The following is a 15,131-nucleotide window of genomic DNA, read 5'->3' on the forward strand; positions in this document are numbered from 1 at the left end:
AACACTATGAGTAAATCGTATTATGTAAGCTGAAGAAATTTTAGCATAAGCACTACCTGAAAAGCAAAAAAAATGTATCCACTACAACAAAATGGTGCCAGGCACCTTTAGCGAGCTAAAGGTGCCTGGCACCATTATTTATTAATGTTTTTTCTTATTTTTAGAGAATGATGGCAATTAATCCGCCAGATCCTTCGTTGATAATTCTTTCGAGTGTTTCTTTTAGCTTGTAACGCGCATTTTCTGGCATCAATGAAAGTTTTGCTTGAATACCTTCTCTTACGATCGAATTCAGTGATCTTCCAAAAATGTCAGACTCCCAAATGGATAGTGGGTTATCCTCGAAGTCTTGCATTAGATAACGAACAAGCTCTTCACTTTGCTTTTCTGTACCAATAATCGGCGCAAACTCTGACTCCACATCAACTTTAATCATATGAATTGATGGAGCAACTGCTTTTAAACGGACACCAAATCTTGATCCCTGACGAATAATTTCTGGTTCATCTAAGCTCATATCGGTAATTGCAGGTGCAGCGATACCGTAACCTGTTTGTTTTACCATTCTTAAGGCTTCAGAAACCTGATCATACTCTGCCTTCGCATGGGCAAAATCTTGCATCAATTGAAGCAAATGATCTTTACCACGAATTTCTACACCGACCACTTCTTTTAGAATTTGGTCATATAAGTCATCTGGAGCATAAAGGTCAATTTCAGCTACACCTTGCCCCATCTCTATTCCTGCAAGCCCAGCTTGATCAATGAAATCATATTCTCCAAATTGTCCAACAACACGGTCAACATCACGAAGACGTTTAATGTCTTTTACTGTACTTCTTACAGCTTCTTCGTAACTTTGACGAAGCCAGTGCTCTTCTTTTAATACCATTACCCAGCTCGGTAGATTTACATTTACTTCATGAACTGGGAATTCAAATAATACTTCTCTTAAGACATTGTTAATATCACTATCTGTCATACTTTCAATGCTCATCGCAAGTACAGGCACGTCATGTCGTTCATAGATTTCTTGACGAAGTAAATCTGTATCAGGATGATGTGGTCTAACACTATTAATTACAACGATAAACGGCTTTCCAACTTCTTTTAATTCCTCAATAACTCGCTCTTCAGCTTCAAGGTAATCATGGCGAGGAATATCACCGATAGATCCATCCGTCGTAACAACAACACCTAAAGTTGAGTGCTCTTGAATAACTTTTCTCGTACCAATTTCTGCGGCTTCTTGAAATGGGATAGGTTCTTCATACCATGGCGTATTAATCATTCGAGGACCATTTTCATCCTCATATCCTTTCGCTCCTGGAACAGCATAACCTACACAATCTACTAAACGAACATTTACATCTAACCCTTCATCAACATGAATAGATACCGCTGAATTCGGAACGAACTTTGGTTCGGTTGTCATAATCGTTTTCCCAGCAGCACTTTGTGGCAACTCATCTTGCGCTCTTGCTTTGTCACCTTCATTTTCTATGTTGGGGATTACAACAAGTTCCATAAACTTTTTTATAAAGGTAGATTTACCTGTTCGAACTGCCCCTACCACTCCTAGGTAAATATCGCCACCCGTACGTTCAGCAATATCTTTGAAAATATCAATCTTTTCCACGTGATCCCCTCCCGATCATGTATAAATTTAGAAGTTTGCATTCTAGCACCGTAATTGTTGGACATTACATACTTATGTCGCTGTCCAAAAAATATGACAACCCTTAATAAAAGAATAAAAATTTATAATAGATATGTGTTGCACGGTGTAGACAAACTCCATTATTTATTATCGTTACGAAGAGTGCATTTTGAGTAAACCTATACAAATGCGCCTTCCTCTTGTATGTATATGACCATGTGGAGACTTTATAACCAATTAGCGAGAAAAAATAAGAAAACCCGAAAGTGTCTGTTTACTCCAGATTGGACACGCTTGATGGACTAATAGCAACACAGAGCTAATGACAGCTGGAGTTAGACCCCAAAGAAGAGAAATAAAAAGTGCTAGGCACCTAATAGTTTAGAGAGCCTAGCACTTAGTTTTATTTTTAGTTTGAAACCCTTCCATAGACTAAATCCATAAAATAATCAGGGTCCCCTTGCTCATTAATTGTGTAAGGAATTGAAAAAGCAGGAACAAAAGGCGAGTTTTCAACAAGAATTTCTCTAATATCATCACCATAAGAATAGGAATGTTCAAATTCTTGCATTGCCATATTAAGGTCCATGCGATAATCAATTAAAATCTGACCACTATTATCAATTAATAGCGGTAAATAATTTCCAAAGTAAGGTGTTCTTACTGTTGGAGCTTCCCTGTAATTAAGTTTTTCAAATTGTAAAGTAAATAACCCAGTATCTATCATTTCGTCAATAGGCGCTAAATCATTTTTGCGCATATATTGATTTAGCTGCCCTTGTAACCTTTGAATTTCTCGCATTACAGATAAATCAAGGAGTTTCACTCCAACCTCTTCTTGCTCAACATTAACTAATACGTATTGATAAATCCCACCACTTTCAAATGAGTTTCCTGGTGGGTTTTGTAAATAACGTGGTACTAGTTGTCTAAAGTCTACAGGGTACTTCTGATAGATTGGTGTATCGGCATCTCTATTTTTTATTGGCAAGACCCCTGTATCTTCCTTAAATTGATTGACAGCCTGTTGAACTGACAATAACTGATCAGGATAAGGCACTTGATTTTCTACCCGCTGCTCACTCGGATAAAGACACCCTGTTAATAAAAGTAGTCCTACTGTTAAAATTAGAAATCTAAATATGTTCTTCATGTATATCAATCCTATTTCTTTATAGTGTTGCCGTTGGTCCTCCAATTACAATTAAAAATACGATAAGTCCAGATACTACAAGACAAATAAAAGAAAATGTCATTACAATTCCCTTAAAGACACCTTTTAATTTAAGTTTGCTGAATACTGCAGTACCAACTGAAATAAACATTAAAATCATTGCAAAAAAGGATATATACATATTAATCATAGCTTGTGACAATATCATCAACCTCCTTAATAACAAAATCTATTATATCATAGCAAAACTTTGTAATGAACTGAAGTCTTGTCCAAAAAGAAAAAAGTTGGAGAATAGGGGCACCTATCTCCAACCTGACTAAATCCTTCACCCTCGTGTTACAGCCTTCATGATAGCCGTTCGTTACATTATATGCTATAGGTGCTTTCTTGTCTTATACAGGAGCCCATTCCTCCACCTATTTCTTACCAAACATTTTAGATAAAGCGCCGAAATCCATTGGCATGTTATTGTTAATGATTGCGTTAACGATTTGATCTTCTTTTTCTTTAGAAACTGGTTTATTTGCTAATTTTGCAACTTGAGCAACTAATTGACGAACAGTCTGTTCATCTTTTAAATTTGCATTACTAACAGATTGTGCTAATTTAAAAATATCTTCTTGCTTGACATTTGTTTTCTTCTCAATGTTATCGAAAAAGTTATTAGACAATGTATAGTCCTCCCTCATGAGTATTGTCATCATATCGTATGCGACCACAATATCGCGTGTGCATGATTACTCATAAATAAGAGGAGGTAACTGGGGCTATACACTATAATTAACTATCTTGAACCACCGTCTTAACTTTTTAATTATTAACTACTTGAAGTAGGAAGAAGTCCTGATAAGTCCTCACCCTCATGTTTTTTTACACGCCCCATTAATTCTTCAACAGCGTCGTCTGGTTTTTTATTATTAAATAATACTTCATATAATGCACTTGTAATCGGCATATCAACTTCAACTTTTTTAGCGAGTAGATATGCTGCTTCTGTTGTACGGATCCCTTCAACTACCATACCCATCTGATCAAGTACGTCATCGATCGACTTCCCTTTACCTAGCATATTCCCTGCACGCCAGTTTCGACTGTGAACACTAGTACAGGTTACAATAAGATCCCCTAGGCCTGATAACCCCGAAAAAGTTAAAGGGTTTGCACCCAGTTTAATACCCAGCCTTGTAATTTCAGCTAACCCTCTTGTCATCAGTGCAGCTTTAGCGTTATCACCAAATCCTAAACCATCGGTTAAACCTGCACATAGAGCAATAATATTCTTTAATGCCCCTCCAAGTTCAACTCCAATTAAATCAGCGTTCGTATATACTCGGAAAAACTGATTCATAAATAAATCTTGAGCATGCTCTGCTGCATTCATATCAAGAGACGAAACGGTTACAGTTGTCGGCTGCCGCTTACTTACTTCCTCTGCATGACTTGGTCCTGATAAGACAACAATTGGGTTAGAAAAACCTTTAGGAAGTTCTTCTTCAATTAATTCTGAAATTCTTTTTGATGAGGAGGGTTCAATTCCTTTACTTGCATGAATAATTGGAACTTTGTCCTTAAGATAGAGCCCTAGTTCTTTCATCACAGTACGCATCGATTTTGTTGGAACAACAAGTAGTACAGCTTCACTATCCTTCAAGGTTAATTCGATATCTGTATAGGCTGTAATATTATGCGGTAATTCTACTTCAGGTAAATATTTAACATTTGTGTGCTTATTATTGATTTCTGATACTTGTTCTTCTCTTCTTGCCCAGATCTTTACTTCATGATTGTTATCTGCCAACACCATTGCTAAAGCGGTTCCCCAACTACCTGCACCTAAGACAGCTATTTTTGACATATATTAAAATTCTGGATACCACCTGCTTAAATCAAATATCGCAAATTGTAGCACCAGAATTACACCTCCTTAATAACTTCTCTATTTATGTAAATGACTAGTGCATCTTCCTATTATTAGATTATTTATAGTGGAATTAACGAAAGGGAGAAAATGATCTTCTCCCTAATGATGAATGTTTGCTTTATTGTTAAGTTGTCGCTTTTTTTCCAAGCTTATTTTCTTTCCCTTGAAGAAGACGAACGACATTTTGTCGATGCCTCCAAACAGATAAGATGGTTACGATTAAACTTAGATAAAAATAAGCAAGAGGATATTCATAAACATTAGCAAGTAAGAACGTAGCAATCGTAGTTGCTACCATAAAGAGCAATGACCCTAATGAAACAAATCTAGTTACAGCAATCGTAAGTATAGCAGTTATCCCACCAATTAAAGACGGGATAAAAACGATTGAAGCCATTACACCAATAGTTGTAGCTACACCTTTTCCACCACGGAAACCATAATAGATCGGCCAGTTATGTCCAAGAATTGCTGCTAAACCAGCCAGAGCAGGTGCCCAACCAGGACCGAGTATCCATAAAGTAACTAGAACCGCAAAAATTCCTTTTGCCATATCTAATAATAATACCGTAACCGCTGGTCCTACTCCAAGGACTCGAAGTGTATTCGTAGCTCCTGCGTTCCCACTCCCATGTTGTCTAATATCAACTTTTTTAATTTTTTTCGTTATAATATAACTGAAACTAATTGAACCAATTAAATAAGAAATAACAATTGCAACTATAATTTCCATTGAACTCTCCCCTACTAACTATAAAGTGAGTACCCAACTTCAACATTATGATGGGCGCAATTTAGTAAAATTTTCAAACGAACAGTTTCAGCAACTTATCCCCTTAAAAATTGCCTATGTCGTTTTCATAATCGGCATTTAGCTTAGACCTACTCACTTTTTTTACGAGCAAAGATTTTTATTGGCGTTCCTTCGAACTCAAATGTTTGTCGTAAACGATTTTCCAGAAAGCGTTGATAAGAAAAATGCATTAGCTCTGGTTCATTAACGAAGAAAACAAATGTAGGTGGTCCAACAGCAACTTGCGTAGTATAGTTAATCTTAAGTCTCTTACCTTTGTCTGTAGGTGTTGGGTTCATTGCAACTGCATCCATTACCATATCATTTAACACGCTAGTAGACACACGAAGATTATGGTTTTCAGAGACTTTTTGTACAGTAGGTAATATGTGTTGTAATCTCTGTTTTAACTTAGCTGAAGTAAATAAAATCGGTGCGTAACTTAAAAATAGAAAATGATCACGGATTTTTTGTTCAAAATTTTGCATCGTCTTATCATCTTTAGCAATTGCATCCCATTTATTAACAACAATAATTACAGCTCGTCCCGCTTCATGTGCATACCCTGCAATTTTTTTATCTTGTTCTATAATGCCTTCTTCTGCATTAATAACAACTAAGACAACATCAGAACGTTCGATTGCCTTTAGAGATCTAAGCACACTATACTTTTCAGTTGTCTCATAAACCTTCCCACGTTTTCTCATTCCAGCGGTATCAATCAATACATACTCTTGTCCATCTCGTTCAAATGGTGTATCAATGGCATCTCTTGTTGTACCTGGAATATTACTTACAATAACTCGTTCTTCCCCGAGTAAAGCATTAACTAATGACGACTTCCCAACATTCGGACGTCCGATTAATGAGATACGAATTGTATCCTCATCATATGGGTCTTCCTGTTCTTCTGGAAAGTGTTTAATTACCTCATCGAGTAGGTCACCTAAACCAAGACCGTGCGAACCAGAAATAGGAATAGGTTCTCCAAGCCCAAGAGAATAAAACTCATATATTTTTTCTCTCTGTTCTGGATTATCAATTTTATTGACTCCAAGAACTACAGGCTTTTTTGATTTAAATAACATTTTCACTACTTCTTCATCGGCACCCGTAATTCCTTCTCTACCATTCACAATAAAGATGATTACATCCGCTTCTTTAATGGCTAGTTCTGCTTGCTCACGCATTTGAACTAATAGTGGTTCATCACTTAGCTCAATACCACCTGTATCAATTAAATTAAAATCCCTATGTAACCATTCTCCTGAACTATATATTCGATCTCGAGTTACACCTGGCATATCCTCAACAATGGCAACTCTCTCCCCAACTATTCGATTAAAGATCGTTGACTTTCCGACATTTGGACGTCCGACGATAGCAACAACTGGTTTGGGCATACTTTCACTACCTTTCTTTCTATAATTACACTTTAAAAATAAGCAACAGCCTACAAATAAAAGTAAGTATTAGTCGTGCGGATGATTTTGGTAACACAACTAATCTATTCTAACAAATTTATTCACTGTTCGACAATCTTAATTTTAACCAACCATTCACTGTAATAGTATTAACGAAAAACACGAATATCTTTCTCATTAGATGAAGGTAGTTTCCTTACATAATGTCCCATAAACTCACAAAACTGCTCAAATACGTGCCAACCAATAATGAATACAAAACAAAGTGCAATAATATCAAAAAACGAGGCTTCTCCAATTGTTTGTATACCGTATATGGTTGAAAGAAATTTTTTAAACAGTAATTCACCTTGAATAAGCCCTGATAGAGAGATAACAAGCCTTTGCTGTAGATCTTTTGTTAAAACTAACGTAATAATAGCTCCAATAATTGAAATAACCCATATTTTATCTACAATTAAAAACATGACAGGATCATAAAGCTCAACCAAATGAAGTCCAGCATATAGAAACGTTAGAATTGTTGAAATAAATAGCATATAAATGATCATAATTGACTTATTTTTCGCTATGAACCAATAGCATAATATAGAAATGGTTAAATAACCTAATGAAATCTCATACATAGCGGTTGAAAAAGTTTTATTAAATAGAATAATTACTACAAGTAACCAAAATGAAAACCATGTTCTTTTTTTTGATTTTTTAAAATAAAAAGTACATATAATCCAGCATATCCATATAAGCCAGATAAACAAAATTCCTTCCATCTAATCACCACCTATCTTTTAACATTATGTACAATTCTAAAAATACTAATCAATTGTGCATAAAAGTTGACAAGTGTGAGACACTACTGAAGATTCTTAGTATTAAGATAAGGAGGGAATACTATGGGTAAGGACCGACAAGAAAAGAAATTAAGGAAGTCAGATAAAGTTGAACTAGACAGAGATCAGGACTTAAAATATGGTGGTGCAACAAAACTAGAAGGGCCAGAGGCAGCTCGAAGACGTCAAAAGTAACTGCTTTTCTCATTTAATTATAGTTTATAAGGCAGAAAAAAGAGGCATAAGCCTCTTTTCCATCTCTTTCTACCTTCGACTAAATTCTTCAGGTGTGAAGCCCCTCTGAAGAAGCCAGTGGTAAGTAGATCCACTTATAACTATAGGTACATTTACTAAATCGCCAATTTTGTTAGTTCCAAGAGCAGTCATTAACATTTTGATTTCACTATGGATACTTGTTATTTCTTCAAGTAAACTTTCTTCACCTTTATTCAAAAGTATTTTTAAGAAGTACCCTGCTAGTCCAGTTGCTGAAGCACCAAGTGCAAGGGATTTGACGATATCAAGTGCGTTCTGTAAACCACCAGAAGCAATGACCTTCAACTTTGGTTCACTTTTTACAACTTCAACAATCGATGAGGTGGTTTTAATTCCCCAGTCATCAAAAAATTGTAATGTCTTTTTACGCCGCTTATTTTCAATCTTAGAAAAGTTTGTACCACCAAACCCTCCCACATCAACAATCGATACACCAGCTTTGACTAATTTTTTTGCTGTCTCTTTACTCATACCATAGCCTACTTCTTTTACAATTACAGGGATGGGCAATGAATCGACTATTTTTTCTATTCTATCAATGGCACCAATGAAATCTCTATCTCCTTCAGGCATAACAAGCTCTTGAACGACATTAAGATGGATTTGCATTGCGTTTGCTTCGAGCATATCTGCCGCAATTTTTGCCTGTTCAACAGATGCCTCGCTACCTAAATTACCAATAATAATTCCTTTAGGGTTTACTTTTCTGACAATCCTATATGACTCACGTTCCTCTTCATTTTTTATAGCTGCCATTTGAGAGCCGACAGCCATTCCAATGTTGGCATCTTTCGCTACCTCAGCTAAGCGCTGATTTACATCTTTGGTACGTTCTCCTCCGCCACCTGTCATCGCATTGATAAAAATAGGCGAACTCAATACAAGTTCGCCGATAGTAGTAGATATATCAACACTTTCGATGTTACTGTTAGGCAAGCTTTGGTGAACAAACTGAATATCATCGTATCCATGATTTCTTTCCTGCCCAGTTTCAATAGCATGGGCAATATGTTCATTTTTCCTGACTGAACGAAGTGTCAAAATTATCACCTACGATTTATACTTTTTTAATTGATCTCCAATCATATCTCCTAATGAGAAGCCCGTAGTTTCCTCTTCATTTTTTGTATATTGCTCTGGAACTTCCTCAACCGTATCTTCTTCTTGAAGAGCACGAATACTTAACGAAATACGTTTTTCAGCAAGGTTGATATCAAGAACCTTCGCTTCTACTTTATCGCCTTCAGTTAATACTTCTTGTGGTGTTCCAATATGGCGATTTGCGATTTGCGAAATATGAACAAGTCCTTCTACCCCTGGAGCAACCTCTACGAAAGCACCGAAGGAAACTAGACGTTTTACTGTCCCTTCAACCACATCACCAGATTTAATTTCGTTTGCAACTGTTTCCCAAGGACCAGGTAAAGTATCTTTTAACGAAAGAGAAACTCTTTCTTTTTCAGCATCTACTGCTAATACTTTTACTCTAACTTGATCCCCTTCTTTAACAACGTCTGAAGGTTTATCAACACGGTGATGAGCTAGCTGCGAGATATGTACTAGACCATCTACACCGCCAAGATCAACAAATGCACCGAAATCTGTTAACCTCTGAACAGTTCCTTCAACTACGTCACCTTCATTTAAAGAGCTAAGAACAGATAACTTCTTATTATTTACTTCCTCGTCGAGAACTGCTCGTTGTGATAAGATTAATTTGTTATTTTCAGGCTCCATTTCAACAACTTTAAGGCGAAGAGTACGTCCTTTGTATTCAGAGAAATCTTCTACAAAGTGTCTTTCGACTAATGAAGCTGGAATAAACCCTCTAACACCTAAATCAACAACAAGTCCGCCTTTAACGACATCAGCAACTTGAGCTTCAATTGTTTCATTGCTGTCGAATTTCTCTTTTAGCTCAACCCATGCTTTCTCTGCTTGAACAGCTCGTTTTGAAAGAACTAGTTCATCATCTTGTACTTTACTTACTTTTAGTTCAATTTCATCACCAACGTTTAATACGTCACTTACTTTCTCGACGTGAAGGCTTGACAATTCACTAATTGGAATAATGCCATCGACCTTGAAACCAACGTCAACAAAAGCTTGTTTATCCTCTACTTTTGTAACTTTTCCAGTTACAGTGTCACCAACATTAAAAGCTTTAATAGTCATTTCACTGTTCATTTCTTCCGCCATTGACGAATGCCTCCTTCAATGTCCGCAGCTTCGGGACGATTATCACTATTTATAATTACACCTTTCACGATGTGAAAGAGCTGTGCCACATTACCCAAATCATTTCTTGTGCTTATGTAATAGCTCTCCAATAGCTTTCATAATATAGTCAGTTACTTCCCCAGAGGATGCTTTAGCTACACGTAAGCTCTCCATTTCTAAAGGTTCACCATATATTACTGTTAGCTTACTAAATGGTTTATAACTCCCTATGATCGCACAAGGAATAACTACTGCATCAGTTCTTAATGCAAAAAAACCAGCACCTGCTAATCCTTTTCCTAATTGACCATCCTTGCTTCTCGTTCCTTCTGGAAATAACCCAAGTGCTTCTCCATCTTTTAAAATTTTTAAACCTAGCTTTAAAGCTTGTTTATCGCCAGCTCCCCTTTTAACAGGAAAGGCACCAACACCTGACACTAGGTGACCTAATATAGGAACTTTAAACAATTCCGCTTTAGCCATAAAATGTACTTTTCTATGTACATATGCCCCTAAGAATGGGGGATCAAAATTATGAATATGGTTACTACATAATAATACAGGACCTTCTTTAGGAATATTTTCTAAACCTATTGTTTCAACACGGTAAGTTGTGGAGAAAAACGTCCTAAACAAACCTCGTCCAAATACATATAAATTCATGATATTTAGAATCTCTCCTCAACTAAATGTAATATATTTTCAACCACATCAGGTATGGACATATGAGTAGAGTCGATTACAACTGCATCTGAAGCTTGTTGTAAAGGAGCAAACTCACGATTTGAATCTAGCTCATCACGGCGTGCAATCTCTTCTTTTAGTTTATCAAGGTCAGAAGGAAATCCTTTTTGAATATTTTCTTCATGCCTTCTTTTTGCACGCTCTTCGACTGAAGCAGTTAGAAATACTTTCACATCTGCATGCGGAAGAACGTGAGTACCTATGTCTCTTCCATCCATAACTGTTCCGCCACTTTCAGCCATTTTTTGCTGTTGCTTTACCATCTCGATACGTACTTCTTCATGACTGGCTACGATAGATACTGTATTTGTGACTTCACTTGAACGTATTTCTTCTGTCACCTCTTCATCGTTTACATAAACTAAAGTTCCTGACGAAGTAGGCTTGAGTCTTATCGAAATTTTATCGAGTAACTCCCATAGCTTTCTACCATCCTTAGGGTCTATTGAACTCTTCAACGCACTGTATGTTAAAGCACGATACATTGCACCTGTATCTATATATAAATATGATAACTGTTCAGCAACCATTTTCGCTACAGTACTCTTTCCTGCTCCAGCGGGTCCATCAATTGCTATATTTGTTTTTCGCTTCATAAAACACCTCTACTACGATCCATCTTAGTTGTCAATTGCAGTTTCCAATAAAGGTAATAATATCTAATAACACTATCATATTATACCATATTGGAATATTAAAGGTCTAACTATTGCAACTAATTAACAAATCTTCTTAATATTTTTACAAATCAATTATCTATTCTGCACTCTTTTTATCTTTTCGTTGCCAGTTGTTTCTCAAAACAAAACCGTATGACCTTTTGCCGGTCTTTATCACTAATTTCTACAAATTGTAAAGATACACGATCATTTGAAGTGGGGTTTGTTTTAATTATCCTGATGATCTTGCAAATCGTTGGTATATAATGGGTTTCACCAGATTGCATATGTAGAACAAACCAACATCGTATTAAGCCGTTAGGTGGTATTGTTTTTCCAGTGGGTATTGTTATCGCTGCTCCTCCCCCACTTATATCCATCGTTAATGCCGTAAATGGATCAAATGGTACATCCTTTGGATGAAGCGCAACATCTATTGATGTGTTTATTCGGACGTAATTTCTTCTTTGAATTCTAATATACGTTTCACCACCAGGATCAAAAATCCTGAACATCGGTATGTTTCCTTTTTCCCTTCCTTGTAAAGAGGTTTCAAAGCTATAAATAGCCTGGTCTTTACCGACATACCACGCATTAAATTGAAACCCTTCATAAAAAAATCCTAATTTCCCAGTCGACTCATTCATAGGGTGGTCAACGATTAATGTGTTTTCACCTTTGTCAACCAATCGACATTTGAAGAGATGTGATTGAACTCTGCTAGCGTCAAGATTATTTCTGGGCTCAAGATGTATCGTTGTTCCTATTTCTATCAAAGGAAAATTCCTCCTATATTGCATGTTTCTCCTTTGTATTATCGCATGGATTTAGAAAAAGAAGAAGCAATTAATGCTTCTTCTTTTAAAAATTATGCAAGATCGTATACTGGTTCAGCATTATCGAGTTTTTCTACTAACTCTTCTTGTCCATCTTCAGCATTAATGAAAATGCGATAAGTATCATTATTAATTACACCATAAAACTCATAGCAAAGAACTTCTTCTCCCAGATCATTAACAATAATTGCTAGATGATCCTCCATCACATCAAGTTTTCCATTTAAATGATCACGAGCTTCTTCTTTCGTTATATTTGGCTCAGCGATATCACGATCATCTTTATGATTTAATAGATAATCCTCTGCTTCATAGGCAATAACATCGCCATCATCTAAAGCAACTTCAATAACGATGTGATCAGCATACACTCGAACATTATCTTCTAAGTATGCAAATTCAAATGCCCCAATTGAATCGTATTGCTTACTTTCAATGAGCTGCATTCCTTCAATGCCATTTCTCTCTAGAAAGTCTTTTGCATTTTCAGCAGCTTCATTTAAACTAATATTTTGTTCAACAATTTCACGATATTGCAAGAACCAAAGAACATGTCCACCACTTTCAGTAATATCCATAAAATAGTTAGTCTCATGATTTGGGTCATCAATCGTTAAGCTGTATGCTGTATAAGCTAAGCCTTCACCTGTTTGGGATACTTGTACCTCAACATTACCATCGATACCAATAAACTCTAACGCTTTTTGTCTAGCTTCTTCCTCATTAATTTTTTCACCATTCAGTCTTTCCGCTAGATCTTCATCATTGAATGCATCCATTTGGGAGAACCCTGCTCCCCATTCAGTTTCTCTATAACCTGTGACCTTCTCATTCACAGTTTCAAATCCATTTATAACAGTATTATCTAATGGTTCGTCTAAAGCCTGAAACTCTTGATCAATATCCATCCATAACATATTGTTGCTTAATAATGATGCTTGTGCTTTCCGTAATTCATTTCTAACATCTGTTGACATTTCGTACAGGTGTGTAAGGGTATCATATTCCTCGTCTGTTAGCGGATCCGTTTCTAAATCACGGATAGATGTTTTGTAACTAAAATCTCCTAAGTCATGTAGGAATTTTTCCGCTTCATGAATTTCCATCATCCCAAGAGGAAGCTGTCCAATTTCACTTTGAGCATGTGAAGTAACTCTCCAAATATCCGCTAGTTTAGGTGAAATGTGACGTTTCGTGTTCATTGCTAATACAGCCCCTAAATCATCTTCTAGCTGGTCCACATGATATACGAGAGTATGGAAAGCCCTTTGATAGCCAGCTTCTACATTGTTTGCAAGAAGTGCATTTTGTTCATGTTCAGTATAGCCCCAATATGAAGTTGCAATTAAGCCTAATGCTAGTACTCCTATAATTATTGAACGAATCATTTACATCACCTCCAACCTATTTAGCAAATACATGTTTACCAATTGTTTTAATTTGTGGTCTTGACCAAACCCAAGGAGATCTCGCTGTAGCTGGATTAAAAAAGTACAACGCATGCCCTGTTGGATCTTGACCATTGATTGCATCCATTACTGCTCTCCTTGCTTCTTCACTCGGATTATTGTAAATTTCACCGTTTGCGACTGGTTCAAACGCACGCGGTTCATAAATAACCTCAGAAATTGTATTAGGAAAATCCTCACTATTTACACGATTAAGAATAACAGCAGCTACTGCTACCATACCGACATAAGGCTCCCCACGTGCTTCAGCGTAAACACACTGAGCCATAAGTTGAATGTCATTATCACTAAATCCTGCTGGCACATTCATCGCTTGCTCGATATTTGGTTCATCTCCAGGTGGTGCTTCTGGTGTTTCTGGTTCTGGAACAGGCTCCTCTGCTGGTTCTGGCGCTGGTGCTGGTTGTTCAGCTGGCGCTTCTTGAGCTGGTTGTTCTGGTTCTGGCTGTTGTTCTGGTGCTGGTTGTTGTTCTGGTGCTGGTTGTTCTGGTTGTTGTTGTCGTTGTTGTGGCGCTTCTTGAGCTCGTGCATCTGGCGCCGGTGCAGGTTCAGCACGACGTTCTTCTTGTCTTGGTGCCGGTTGTGCCTGCTGGCGTGCCTTTGGATCTTCTTTAGGTGCTCCTTTTTGAGCTTTTTGACCTCGGCTCCCTTTAGGTCCTTTTTGAATTTTTAGAGGCGTTGTTCCGTAATGAGTAAAAGAACGGCCTTCATTTAAAGCTCGATGCACAAATTCCTTATTAAAATTTGTTGTACGCTCTAACCTTTCTTTCATTTGTGGTCCCACAAGACCATCAACATCTAGACCAAATTCATTTTGGTAATTACGAACAGCCCAATACGTACTCCATCCATACACTCCATCGATTTTATGAGTATAAAAACCAATGTATTGAAGTCTTGCTTGTAGCTCAACAACATCATCCCCTGTTGCTCCACGTTGGATAACTTGGTCTGTAAATGCTTGAGCTGTCGGCTGTAAAACACCCCCGAACATGATAGTAAAGCAAATTATTGTAACAAGGGGGTATTTTAACTTGTTCGCCATTGTCTTCATGATGTTCTTACCTCCTTAAATTTGTTGCTTTTTCTTTATCATGGATAGATAACCATTTCGTATGGTTA

General features: G+C 36.9%; 16 protein-coding genes. 1 reads left to right on the forward strand and 15 read right to left on the reverse strand.

Translation table 11 applies throughout. From position 1 onward, the window contains the following. Nucleotides 1–160: 160 nt before the first annotated feature. The 8 genes from spoIVA to GKP30_RS09865 form a co-directional block, all read right to left on the reverse strand. The gene (gene spoIVA, locus GKP30_RS09830) at nt 161–1,639 is read right to left on the reverse strand and encodes a stage IV sporulation protein A (protein WP_216829259.1); all 1,479 of its coding nucleotides are present in this window, start codon (nt 1,637–1,639) and stop codon (nt 161–163) included. A 430-nt stretch (nt 1,640–2,069) separates the two neighbouring features. Next, the gene (locus GKP30_RS09835; RefSeq protein ID WP_216829260.1) at nt 2,070–2,813 is read right to left on the reverse strand and encodes a hypothetical protein; all 744 of its coding nucleotides are present in this window, start codon (nt 2,811–2,813) and stop codon (nt 2,070–2,072) included. A 19-nt stretch (nt 2,814–2,832) separates the two neighbouring features. Then, entirely contained in the window at nt 2,833–3,042 is a 210-nt protein-coding gene (locus GKP30_RS09840) for a DUF2768 domain-containing protein (protein WP_407928605.1), read from the reverse strand. Between the two features lie 211 nt (nt 3,043–3,253). Continuing rightward, nucleotides 3,254–3,508, reverse strand: coding sequence for a stage VI sporulation protein F (locus GKP30_RS09845; RefSeq protein ID WP_216829262.1), 255 nt, complete (start codon nt 3,506–3,508; stop codon nt 3,254–3,256). A gap of 146 nt (nt 3,509–3,654) precedes the next feature. Continuing rightward, nucleotides 3,655–4,692, reverse strand: a complete 1,038-nt coding sequence (locus GKP30_RS09850; RefSeq protein WP_216829263.1) for an NAD(P)H-dependent glycerol-3-phosphate dehydrogenase — start codon at nt 4,690–4,692, stop codon at nt 3,655–3,657. 190 nt (nt 4,693–4,882) lie between these two features. After that, nucleotides 4,883–5,491: a glycerol-3-phosphate 1-O-acyltransferase PlsY gene (gene plsY / locus GKP30_RS09855; protein WP_216829264.1), complete on the reverse strand. Its 609-nt coding sequence runs from the start codon at nt 5,489–5,491 to the stop codon at nt 4,883–4,885. A 149-nt stretch (nt 5,492–5,640) separates the two neighbouring features. Next, a complete protein-coding gene (der, locus tag GKP30_RS09860; protein ID WP_216829265.1) occupies nt 5,641–6,954 on the reverse strand; it encodes a ribosome biogenesis GTPase Der in 1,314 nt (437 codons plus the stop codon). Between the two features lie 170 nt (nt 6,955–7,124). Beyond that, nucleotides 7,125–7,745 carry a YphA family membrane protein gene (locus GKP30_RS09865; protein WP_216829266.1) on the reverse strand — a complete coding sequence of 207 codons (621 nt, stop codon included), beginning with the start codon at nt 7,743–7,745 and terminating at the stop codon, nt 7,125–7,127. Nucleotides 7,746–7,868: 123 nt separating this feature from the next. Here GKP30_RS09865 and GKP30_RS09870 point away from each other — a divergent pair, with 123 nt between their 5' ends. Beyond that, on the forward strand, nt 7,869–8,000 hold the full coding sequence (locus GKP30_RS09870; RefSeq protein WP_216829267.1) for a YpzI family protein: 132 nt from the start codon (nt 7,869–7,871) through the stop codon (nt 7,998–8,000). Nucleotides 8,001–8,069: 69 nt separating this feature from the next. On the opposite strand, the gene fni is transcribed toward GKP30_RS09870, so the two are convergent. The 7 genes from fni to GKP30_RS09905 all read right to left on the reverse strand — a co-directional run bounded on the left by fni (nt 8,070) and on the right by GKP30_RS09905 (nt 15,054). After that, complete coding sequence (gene fni / locus GKP30_RS09875) at nt 8,070–9,125, reverse strand: type 2 isopentenyl-diphosphate Delta-isomerase (protein WP_328703138.1); 1,056 nt, start codon at nt 9,123–9,125, stop codon at nt 8,070–8,072. A 6-nt stretch (nt 9,126–9,131) separates the two neighbouring features. Then, a complete protein-coding gene (gene rpsA, locus GKP30_RS09880) occupies nt 9,132–10,280 on the reverse strand; it encodes a 30S ribosomal protein S1 (protein WP_216829268.1) in 1,149 nt (382 codons plus the stop codon). A gap of 99 nt (nt 10,281–10,379) precedes the next feature. Continuing rightward, the gene (locus tag GKP30_RS09885) at nt 10,380–10,964 is read right to left on the reverse strand and encodes a lysophospholipid acyltransferase family protein (RefSeq protein ID WP_216829269.1); all 585 of its coding nucleotides are present in this window, start codon (nt 10,962–10,964) and stop codon (nt 10,380–10,382) included. A 5-nt stretch (nt 10,965–10,969) separates the two neighbouring features. After that, the gene (gene cmk / locus GKP30_RS09890; protein WP_216829270.1) at nt 10,970–11,641 is read right to left on the reverse strand and encodes a (d)CMP kinase; all 672 of its coding nucleotides are present in this window, start codon (nt 11,639–11,641) and stop codon (nt 10,970–10,972) included. Nucleotides 11,642–11,817: 176 nt separating this feature from the next. Continuing rightward, nucleotides 11,818–12,480, reverse strand: a complete 663-nt coding sequence (locus tag GKP30_RS09895; protein ID WP_216829271.1) for a flagellar brake protein — start codon at nt 12,478–12,480, stop codon at nt 11,818–11,820. 92 nt (nt 12,481–12,572) lie between these two features. Next, entirely contained in the window at nt 12,573–13,928 is a 1,356-nt protein-coding gene (ypeB, locus tag GKP30_RS09900; RefSeq protein ID WP_216829272.1) for a germination protein YpeB, read from the reverse strand. 16 nt (nt 13,929–13,944) lie between these two features. Then, complete coding sequence (locus GKP30_RS09905) at nt 13,945–15,054, reverse strand: cell wall hydrolase (RefSeq protein ID WP_216829292.1); 1,110 nt, start codon at nt 15,052–15,054, stop codon at nt 13,945–13,947. Nucleotides 15,055–15,131 lie beyond the last annotated feature (77 nt).

This window comes from Alkalihalobacterium elongatum, from assembly GCF_019024285.1.
GTDB lineage: Bacteria > Bacillota > Bacilli > Bacillales > Bacillaceae_F > Alkalihalobacterium > Alkalihalobacterium elongatum.

What these genes read in the sequence shown, in the direction of transcription:
- GKP30_RS09835 (WP_216829260.1), bottom strand. Translation starts at nt 2,813, where the DNA reads ATGAAGAACATATTTAGATTTCTAATTTTAACAGTAGGACTACTTTTA.
- GKP30_RS09840 (WP_407928605.1), bottom strand. Translation starts at nt 3,042, where the DNA reads ATGATATTGTCACAAGCTATGATTAATATGTATATATCCTTTTTTGCA.
- GKP30_RS09850 (WP_216829263.1), bottom strand. Translation starts at nt 4,692, where the DNA reads ATGTCAAAAATAGCTGTCTTAGGTGCAGGTAGTTGGGGAACCGCTTTA.
- plsY (WP_216829264.1), bottom strand. Translation starts at nt 5,491, where the DNA reads ATGGAAATTATAGTTGCAATTGTTATTTCTTATTTAATTGGTTCAATT.
- der (WP_216829265.1), bottom strand. Translation starts at nt 6,954, where the DNA reads ATGCCCAAACCAGTTGTTGCTATCGTCGGACGTCCAAATGTCGGAAAG.
- GKP30_RS09865 (WP_216829266.1), bottom strand. Translation starts at nt 7,745, where the DNA reads ATGGAAGGAATTTTGTTTATCTGGCTTATATGGATATGCTGGATTATA.
- GKP30_RS09870 (WP_216829267.1), top strand. Translation starts at nt 7,869, where the DNA reads ATGGGTAAGGACCGACAAGAAAAGAAATTAAGGAAGTCAGATAAAGTT.
- rpsA (WP_216829268.1), bottom strand. Translation starts at nt 10,280, where the DNA reads ATGGCGGAAGAAATGAACAGTGAAATGACTATTAAAGCTTTTAATGTT.
- GKP30_RS09885 (WP_216829269.1), bottom strand. Translation starts at nt 10,964, where the DNA reads ATGAATTTATATGTATTTGGACGAGGTTTGTTTAGGACGTTTTTCTCC.
- cmk (WP_216829270.1), bottom strand. Translation starts at nt 11,641, where the DNA reads ATGAAGCGAAAAACAAATATAGCAATTGATGGACCCGCTGGAGCAGGA.
- ypeB (WP_216829272.1), bottom strand. Translation starts at nt 13,928, where the DNA reads ATGATTCGTTCAATAATTATAGGAGTACTAGCATTAGGCTTAATTGCA.
- GKP30_RS09905 (WP_216829292.1), bottom strand. Translation starts at nt 15,054, where the DNA reads ATGGCGAACAAGTTAAAATACCCCCTTGTTACAATAATTTGCTTTACT.